Source organism: Pseudoalteromonas sp. UBA2102 (assembly GCF_002331165.1).
Classification (GTDB): domain Bacteria; phylum Pseudomonadota; class Gammaproteobacteria; order Enterobacterales; family Alteromonadaceae; genus Pseudoalteromonas; species Pseudoalteromonas atlantica.
In genome coordinates this window covers 23,401-30,183 of record NZ_DCYU01000075.1, presented here as the reverse complement: position 1 = coordinate 30,183, position 6,783 = coordinate 23,401, and the positions used below count along the sequence as shown (strand labels likewise).

Genomic DNA, 6,783 nt, shown 5'->3' with positions numbered 1-6,783 from the left:
AAAAGCCCGCTATTAAGGCGGGCTTACATTTGTTATAAAACGTTTATATAGCGCGGGTAAATTATCTAAAATAGCTGACTTACCCTCTAAATCGCTGTTGCTTATACATTCGTAAAGCATCGCTTCACTCAATGTGTTTACTAACCGCTGAGATTGCTTAATATGGCTAATATGCCAAAGTTCAGGTGCTACGCCGCCTAAATCCTGTTTGTAGGGGCGATAAAAACCATATTTAGCTAGATTTTTATCAAGCCACTGGCTGAGTGGCGCAAATGGCCCCCCATGTTGGTATTCATCAGGGGTAAGTTGCAGCTTATATTCATCGCTAATTGCAGCGGTATCATACACATCAAGGTCGGTTCCTAAATGATGCCGACTAGCCCCTGGCATGGCAGAGTAGAGCATAATAGCCGTGCATTTTTCCAACTCATTTAGTTGGCTTAAATCCACTATCTGTTGCTGTTTATTAAAAACAGGGCGTATACCTAAAAACTTGTTATTCCAAATCATGGCTTGGCGATTAAAATCGCGAAAACTTGAGGCAATAGTCAACTCAAAACCAGCATTTTTAGCGCCATTTTGCAGGGCTATAAAGTCATCAATAATATCAGTATGTAACCGATGCGATTGAATCTCAGTGAGGTGTGTATCACTTTGTCCAGTGATACACATTGCTAATGTATTGGTATCGAGTGCCATTAGGTTAACAATTGTTCTAAAATTTGCTCGTAAATATCAGCTAAAGCGATTAAATCATCGGTGCTTACACATTCATCTACTTTATGAATAGTGGCGTTACGCGGGCCTAGTTCAATCACTTTTGCGCCTGTTTGCGCTATAAAGCGCCCATCTGACGTACCCCCGGTGGTTTCGAGGTTAGTAGTTAACCCCGTGACAGATTTAATCGCATTTACGGTGGCATCAACTAACGGGCCATGCTCGGTAATAAACGGCAAGCCATTTACTATCCAGCTTAATTCGTAGTTTAAGTCATGCGTTTGTAAAATAGCATTAACCCGTTCTTGTAATTGCTGATGAGTTACTTCGGTACTAAATCTAAAATTAAATTGCACTTCAAGCTCGCCCGGTATGACATTACCGGCCCCCGTGCCACCATTTATATTTGATACCTGGAAGCTGGTTGCAGGGAAAAATTCATTGCCGTTGTCCCACACGGTTTGGCTCAGTTCAGTAATGGCCGGTGCAGCCAAATGAATTGGGTTTTGTGCTAAGTGGGGGTAGGCTACATGGCCTTGCACACCTTTTACTTTTAAAAAGCCAGTAAGGGAGCCACGACGGCCATTTTTCACTACATCACCGAGTACATCTCGCGATGAAGGCTCACCCACTAAGCACATATCAATTTTTTCGCCGCGTGCTTCAAGCGTGTCTATTACTTTGGTTGTGCCGTTGATAAAGGGGCCTTCTTCATCGGAGGTAATTAAAAATGAGATAGAGCCTTTATGATCAGGATTTTTAGCCACAAAGCGCTCAGTAGCAACAAGCATTGCCGCCAGAGAGCCCTTCATATCAGCTGCGCCTCGGCCATGCAGCAAACCATCTTCAATTAAGCCTGAAAATGGCGGGTGCTGCCAGTTTTGTGCAGGTCCTGTAGGGACTACATCGGTATGCCCTGCAAAACAAAAGTGTGGCGACTCATTTCCTTTTCGGGCCCATGTATTGAGTGTATCGGTAAAAAATAACGACTCAATATTAAAGCCTAGGGCTTTTAAACGCTCGTTCATCATTGATTGGCAACCCGCATCTTCAGGGGTTACCGACTCGCGCTGAATAAGCGCTTGTGCAAGTGCAATTACTTCATGTGTCATTATTTAAATATCTCATCGTATTGCGCAGCTTTAAAGCCTAAGTGGTAGCTGTTGTTATTTACAAGCACTGGGCGCTTGATCATAGCTGGTTGCTCTACAAGTAATGTTATAGCAGTGTCTTTGCTTAGGTTTTGCTTTTGCTCATCAGCGAGTGCGCGATAGGTTGTACCACGCTTATTAACTAACTGTTCCCAGTCAATATGCTCAGCAAATTCGCTTACAAGCTGCTCGTTTACACCGTCTTTTCGGTAATCGTGAAAGGTAAAATCTATGTTGTTGTCGGCGAGGTATTTTTTGGCTTTTTTAATGGTGTCGCAATTACTAATGCCGTAAAGAGTGATCATAGGTTTAGTTCTTCTTAATAATAGTTAAAAGGGGGTCTACACCCGCATTTACTTGCGTGTGTGAATAATGAAAAGTGCCTAAGTTATGGCCATTTAATAGCACCAAGCTGGCTAGTAAGGGCGATTTAAGTTCGCGTAAATCAAAGTAAGCTAAGCGCTGCCCTTTGCTTATTTTGCTGCCATTTAGCTGTGCAATATGTGTGTGTGTAATAGGCTGCTGCGCCGGTAGTGACAAGTTAATGAGAACCTTTAAACCGTTATTTGCTTGGAGAATAAATTCACATCCTGCATTTTTAACCTGCACTAAAGTGCCATCAAAGGGCGCTAAAATTTTGTGATTACTTAATGCAACCAACATAGTTGGCCCAAGGGTAGAAAATTTAAAAAAGGGCTCAGGGTGTTGGTTTAAATCAATGACTTTGCCGCTAAAGGGGCTGGTAATTTTTAATGCGCTGGCGGGGAGCTTATTTTGCGCTAAAAACTCGATAGAGGCTGCTCTCATTTATTGATCTACTACTAAATTGTAGCCATCGTTTTTAAGTGCAGTGATGGCTTGCTGCGCAGTGTGTTTTTTTACCAAAATATAATCTGTGTCGTAGGTTGAGATAGAAAAAATAGAAATATTAGCCTTTGCAAGCACGCCAGATATATTGGCCATAATCCCCGTTAAAGAAAACCCCAACGGGCCAACCACTTCAAGTGCTTGCCAATCAGGCTCTGTATCTAAACACTCAATAGCAAAATGACTAGGGCAAACAATAGAAAGCTCATCGTGAGTTTTAGAAATAAAAAATAGGGGTAATTTTAATAGCGCTACAGGAATGTCTGCATCCACTTCTAAACTATGAATTGACAACAGCGTGCTGTGTAATTGTAATGTTTGTTTTGACATTAATAACCTGCAAACAGCGTATAGAGTCAGTTAATAGTATAGATTATTGGCTTTAAATTAAAGGTGTAACAGCCACTAAAATAAAGGCTGTGTGACTGTGGGTAATAAGGATTTAAAACTTACCCACAATTTCTGTGGATAAGTATGGGAATTGGTAGGTATAAATAGCCTAACTAACTAATTAATAAGTAAATATTAGCTAGGCTATAAAAAGCACTAGTTTAATTTAGGCGTTTTCGAGCGCTTCAACTTGAGCTGCTTGAATAGCTGTAAGTGCAATGGTGTACACTATGTCATCGACTAATGCGCCACGGCTTAAATCGTTAACGGGCTTTCGCATACCTTGTAACATAGGCCCTATGCTGATTAGATCGGCACTACGTTGTACGGCTTTGTAGGTTGTGTTACCGGTATTAAGGTCTGGGAAAATAAATACCGTAGCTTTACCGGCTACTGGGCTATTGGGTGCTTTTTTAAGAGCAACATTTTCCATAATCGCAGCGTCGTATTGCAATGGCCCATCAATAATTAAATCTGGACGTTTTTGTTGAGCAATTTGCGTGGCTTCACGCACTTTTTCAACATCGGCGCCAGAGCCAGAAGTACCTGTGCTGTAGCTTATCATGGCAACACGTGGCTCTATGCCAAACGCAGCTGCAGAATCGGCTGACTGAATAGCGATATCTGCTAATTGTTCTGCATTAGGGTCAGGGTTAATTGCACAGTCGCCGTATACCAGTACTTGGTCGGGCAGCAGCATAAAAAACACAGACGATACAAGTGATGACCCTGGAGCGGTTTTAATTAGCTGTAGCGGTGGGCGAATTGTATTAGCTGTTGTGTTAACAGCGCCAGATACTAAGCCATCGACTTTACCTTGCTCAAGCATCATAGTGCCCAGTACAACATTATCTTGTAATTGCTCTTGTGCTACGACTTCTGTTAAGCCTTTGCTTTTACGAATTTCGACCATAGGTGCAACATAGTCGTTAATCACCGATTTTGGCTCAACAATACTTACATGTTCGTTAAGCTCAATACCTTGTTGCTCGGCAATACGCATTATTTCATCGCGATCGCCAAGTAATACTGTTTTTGCAATACCACGTTGTCCACAAATAGCCGCGGCTTTAATAGTACGCGGCTCATTTCCTTCAGGAAGTACCACTGTTTTAGCCGCTTTACGGGCTTTATCTGTAAGTAAATAACGAAACGCAGGAGGAGAGAGCTTACGTGTTTTGCCAACATTTTTTGCAAGCGTATCGAGCCAATCAGAATCGATATATTCTGCGTTGTGATCTTTTACTTTTTCAATACGTTGGTCATCATCGCTTGGTACTTCCATATTAAAATTATGCAGTAGTAATGATGTACGCCAAGTATCTGCCTCTGTGGCTAAAATAGGCAAGCCTGTTTGCATTGCTTGTTCACACAGCGCCATTATACGCGGCTCTGGTTCAAAGCCACCGGTAAGTAAAATAGCACCAATTTTAGTGCCGTTCATGGCCGACAAACACGCAGCGACTAAAATATCTGAACGGTCGCCTGGGGTGACTAATAATGCGCCCGGTGTAAAGTGGTTCAAAATGTTTGATACGGTACGCGCACAAAACGTAATACGGCGTAAGCGACGGTGTAGCATGTCGCCTTCGTTAATTATGGTGGCTTTTAAATACGCGCTTAAATCTTTAACGCGCGGCGCAACTAAATCAAAGTCCCACGGGATGGCCCCTAACAGCATAAATGGGTTTTTTCTAAAAATAGGTAAAGAAGCTAAACGGTTTAATTCGTTATCGAGCTCTTCAGCTTTGTATGAATCGACCAAATCAGCGCGGGCGCGGCCTTCTTCATCAAGCGGGGCATTCACTTTGTTAAAAATACAGCCTAAAACACGCGGGTGATCAATGCCACCATAATACCCAGCAGCAATTTCTAAACGGTCTTCAATTTGCGTAATGGTGTAATTACCAGGGGTTAATACAAATACTATATCGGCACCCAGAGTTTGGGCTATTTCGCGGTTTACACGCCCTGCATAAGGTTGGCGGCGAGTAGGCACCATACCTTCAATAATAGCCACTTCGTCATCGTTAATTTTACTTTCAAAGCGCTCTACTATTTCTTCAAGTAAATCATCGCCTTTACCATCGCCAATCATTTGCTCTGCATAGTTTAATGCAAAGGGAGTTGGTGGGGTAATTGATGAGCCTTGCATAATAATTTGAGTCGACTTTTCAGGGCCTGTTTCACCCGTACGTGGTTGGGCAATTGGCTTGAAAAAGTTAACTTTCACGGTTTTTTGCTCAAGCGCACGCACTAACCCGACAGAAACAGATGTTAAACCAACACCCGTAGAAACCGGAATTAACATAATACGACGTGCCATAATTAAAGCTCCTTCACAATGTTAGCGGCATCAAGGGCAATTACCCATTCTTCATTAGTTGGCATTACAACCGCTTTAGTGGTCGCGTTGTCAGAGCTAATAATGCCTTCATTACCAAATCGCGCATCTAAGTTGGCTTGTTTATCGCAATCTAAGCCTAAAAACGCCAGTTGTGTGATTACTTTTTCGCGGATAATATCTGAGTTTTCGCCTATACCACCGGTAAAAATAAGCGCATCTAACTGCTGTAATGGCACCATGTAGGCGGCAATTTGTTTAGCAAGGCGGTAGCAAAAAATATCAAGTGCAAGGGCGGCTTTTTCATGGCCAGCTACAGCGGCTTCTTCTATGGTTCTGCAGTCGTTAGACAGTTCACTAATACCTAACAAACCACTTTCTTTATTAAGTAAGTTGTCGATTTGTTTTGCATCGTAATTAAGTTGTGTTGTTAAAAAGTTAAATAAACCAGGGTCGATATCACCACTGCGGGTGCCCATTACTAACCCAGCAAGCGGGGTTAAGCCCATGCTAGTATCTACACTTTTACCGCCTTTAATTGCACACACAGAACAACCATTACCTAAATGCGCACTAATAAAATTGCTTTGCTCAACAGGCTTATTAATTAATTTAGCGGTTTGGCCTGCTACATAATAGTGGCTTGTGCCGTGCATACCGTAACGGCGAACACCGTGCTCTGTGTATAGCTTGTAAGGGAGTGCATATAAGTAGGCTACTTTATCCATGGTTTGATGAAATGCAGTGTCAAAAACAGCAACCTGTGGCAAACCAGCAAACGAAGCCTGCGCTGATGAAATACCCAGTAAGTTTGCATGGCCATGTAAAGGGGCAAGGCTTGAAGCATCTGAAATACCCGCTATGACTTTTTCATCTACTAATGCAGATTGAGTAAAGTGCTCACCACCGTGTACAACACGATGGCCTACGGCAATTAAATGCTCATCTAAGTGGTGATCTTTAATTAGGCTCACAAGCGTATTAATTGCTTCACCATGCGCTTGATTAGCAGCTAAGGTGATAACGGTTTTATCACCTTGGTATTTATATTTAATAGATGGATTTTCTGAACCTAGGCGTTCAGCTAAGCCCGAAATAATTTCATGCCCGTTATCAGCATCAATAATGGCAAATTTTAAACTCGAACTACCACAGTTTAATACTAAAACGTGTTGTGATTTAGAGGGCGTAGTTGGCATAGATACAGTTTCCATAAACAATAAATTTAGTAAGTGTACGTTAAGATATGAACAATACACTTAAGGTGCAAATTAAAGGTAAACTTAGCCACCATATAGGTGATAAAAAAGCGAC

General features: G+C 42.1%; 7 protein-coding genes. All 7 read right to left on the bottom strand.

Going from position 1 to position 6,783, the window contains the following annotated elements; genetic code table 11:
* Positions 1-12: 12 nt before the first annotated feature.
* Complete coding sequence (locus B2R65_RS10670) at positions 13-699, bottom strand: M15 family metallopeptidase (protein WP_286742422.1); 687 nt, start codon at positions 697-699, stop codon at positions 13-15.
* Positions 699-1,829, bottom strand: a complete 1,131-nt coding sequence (dapE, locus tag B2R65_RS10665) for a succinyl-diaminopimelate desuccinylase (protein WP_286742419.1) — start codon at positions 1,827-1,829, stop codon at positions 699-701. Before dapE ends, B2R65_RS10670 begins: the two co-directional genes overlap by 1 nt.
* A complete protein-coding gene (locus B2R65_RS10660) occupies positions 1,829-2,173 on the bottom strand; it encodes an ArsC family reductase (RefSeq protein WP_096041847.1) in 345 nt (114 codons plus the stop codon). The genes dapE and B2R65_RS10660 overlap by 1 nt, the downstream gene beginning before the upstream one ends.
* A 4-nt stretch (positions 2,174-2,177) precedes the next feature.
* Positions 2,178-2,675 (bottom strand): PTS glucose transporter subunit IIA, encoded by a 498-nt coding sequence (locus B2R65_RS10655; protein WP_055019374.1) that lies wholly within the window; start codon positions 2,673-2,675, stop codon positions 2,178-2,180.
* On the bottom strand, positions 2,676-3,065 hold the full coding sequence (locus B2R65_RS10650) for an ACT domain-containing protein (RefSeq protein WP_004587776.1): 390 nt from the start codon (positions 3,063-3,065) through the stop codon (positions 2,676-2,678). It lies immediately after the preceding gene.
* A 226-nt stretch (positions 3,066-3,291) separates the two neighbouring features.
* On the bottom strand, positions 3,292-5,451 hold the full coding sequence (pta, locus tag B2R65_RS10645; protein ID WP_096739704.1) for a phosphate acetyltransferase: 2,160 nt from the start codon (positions 5,449-5,451) through the stop codon (positions 3,292-3,294).
* Between the two features lie 2 nt (positions 5,452-5,453).
* On the bottom strand, positions 5,454-6,668 hold the full coding sequence (locus B2R65_RS10640) for an acetate kinase (protein WP_126008737.1): 1,215 nt from the start codon (positions 6,666-6,668) through the stop codon (positions 5,454-5,456).
* Positions 6,669-6,783: the final 115 nt, after the last annotated feature.